The sequence below is a fragment of the Rhizobacter sp. P2_H2 genome, assembly GCF_056403375.1.
The window spans coordinates 1-1,851 of sequence record NZ_JBFUFP010001050.1 but is presented as its reverse complement, the minus strand read 5'-3'; the positions used below and the strand labels follow the sequence as shown (position 1 = coordinate 1,851).

The following is a 1,851-nucleotide window of genomic DNA, read 5'->3' as shown; positions in this document are numbered from 1 at the left end:
GTGAAGGACCGGGCTTTCGAATCTGGTGGCCAAGGGCGGAATCGAACCACCGACACGCGGATTTTCAATCCGCTGCTCTACCAACTGAGCTACTTGGCCGTGAGCCGATGAGTATAGCAGTTTGCCGGCAGGCTTCGATCAGATCCCGCCGCTGCGCTTGTTGCGCGTCAGGTCGACACCCAGCTGCTTGAGCTTGCGGTACAGGTGCGTGCGCTCCAGGCCGGTCTTCTCGGCCACGCGCGTCATGCTGCCGTTCTCCTTGGCCAGGTGGAACTCGAAGTAGCTCTTCTCGAAGGCATCGCGCGCCTCGCGCAGCGGCCGGTCGAGCTCGAAGCTCTGCTCCGATTGCGGGCCGATCGGCGGCAGCGGCATCGCCTGGCTCACCGGCAGGGCTTCGATGGGCATGCCGTACTCGATGCGCGGCAGCGGCAAGGGAGGTGGAGGCGGCGGTGGCGGCGGGGCCGCGCGGCTGTTCGGCTTGACCAGCGCCTGCTCCACCGCGCGCAGCAGCTTCTGCAGCGTGATCGGCTTCTCGAGGAAGGCCACCGCGCCGACCTTCGTCGCCTCGACCGCCGTGTCGATGGTGCCGTGGCCCGACATCATGATCACCGGCATCGTCAGCAGCGTGGTCGCACCCCACTCCTTCAGCAACGTGATGCCGTCGACATCGGGCATCCAGATGTCGAGCAACACGAGGTCCGGCCGCACCCGCTCGCGGCACGCGCGGGCCTGCGCCGCGTTCTCGGCCAGTTCGACCTGGTGGCCTTCGTCGGTCAGGATCTCCGACAGCAGGGCGCGAATGCCCAGTTCGTCATCTACAACAAGAATGGTGGCCATGAACCCTCAGTGCACCCGGCTGTCGGTGGCGGCCGCTTCAGCAGTGCCAACCGGTGCGAATTTTGAAAATGATAGCGAAACTTGGGCACCGATCACGACTTCTCCCTGCTCGGAAGCCTCGGTCAGGTTGGCCAGCCGGATGCGCGCCCCGTGTTCATCGGCGATTTTCTTGACGACGGCCAGGCCCAGGCCGGTCCCCTTGCTCTTCGTGGTGACGTACGGTTCGAACGCCCGCTTCAGCACCTTGTCGGCGAATCCCGGCCCATTGTCGATCACCTGCAGCCGCACGGCCCGCACCTCGCCCTGCTCGGTGCGCGCGAGTTCGGTGACCACGCGCACCTGCCCGTCGGGCCGCTCGGCCACCGCATCGATCGCGTTCTGCACCAGGTTGTGGATGACCTGCCGCAGCTGCGTCGTGTCACCGATGATCGCCGGCAGGTCGGCCGCGAGGACGGTTCGCAGCTGCCCCGATTCCTGCGCCGTCGCGTACAGCGTCAGCACCTCGGCCACCAGCGCGTTCAGGTCGAGCGGATGCGGCCGCGCCGCCGGCAAGCGCGCGTAGTCGCGGAACTCGTTGACCAGCGTCTTCATCGCCTGTACCTGGCTGACGATGGTGCCCACCGAGCGCACCAGCATCGCCTGGTCGAGGCCTTCGAGCTTCGACTCCAGCTTGTGCTGCAGCCGCTCGGCCGACAGCTGGATCGGCGTCAGCGGGTTCTTGATCTCGTGCGCCAGGCGCCGCGCCACCTCGCTCCAGGCCTCGGCGCGCTGGGCCGAGACCACGTCGCTGATGTCGTCGAACACCATCAGGCGGCCGTCGTGCGGCATCGCCGCGCCGCGCACCAGCAGCGTCACCTTGTCGCGATCGGGCGCGGTCTGCAGGTCGAACGCATCCTGCCAGTGGTCGCGCTCGCCGGCCTCGGGGCTGCTGCGGTGCAGGTCGAAGCGCTGCAGCACCGCCCGGCCGAAGTCCGCCAGCCCCGGCACCTCCTCCAGCGTGCGGCCGCGGTAGGC

At 67.8% G+C, this 1,851-nt stretch carries 2 protein-coding genes and 1 tRNA gene; all 3 read right to left on the bottom strand.

Features of this window, described 5'->3' with window-relative positions; genetic code table 11:
* Window positions 1-23: 23 nt before the first annotated feature.
* Window positions 24-99, bottom strand: a tRNA-Phe gene (locus AC1D15_RS29890).
* Between the two features lie 39 nt (window positions 100-138).
* Window positions 139-837 carry a response regulator gene (locus AC1D15_RS29885; protein WP_047501559.1) on the bottom strand — a complete coding sequence of 233 codons (699 nt, stop codon included), beginning with the start codon at window positions 835-837 and terminating at the stop codon, window positions 139-141.
* A 6-nt stretch (window positions 838-843) separates the two neighbouring features.
* The coding region (locus tag AC1D15_RS29880) for a sensor histidine kinase (RefSeq protein WP_477828876.1) at window positions 844-1,851 on the bottom strand (1,008 nt) is incomplete at its 5' end.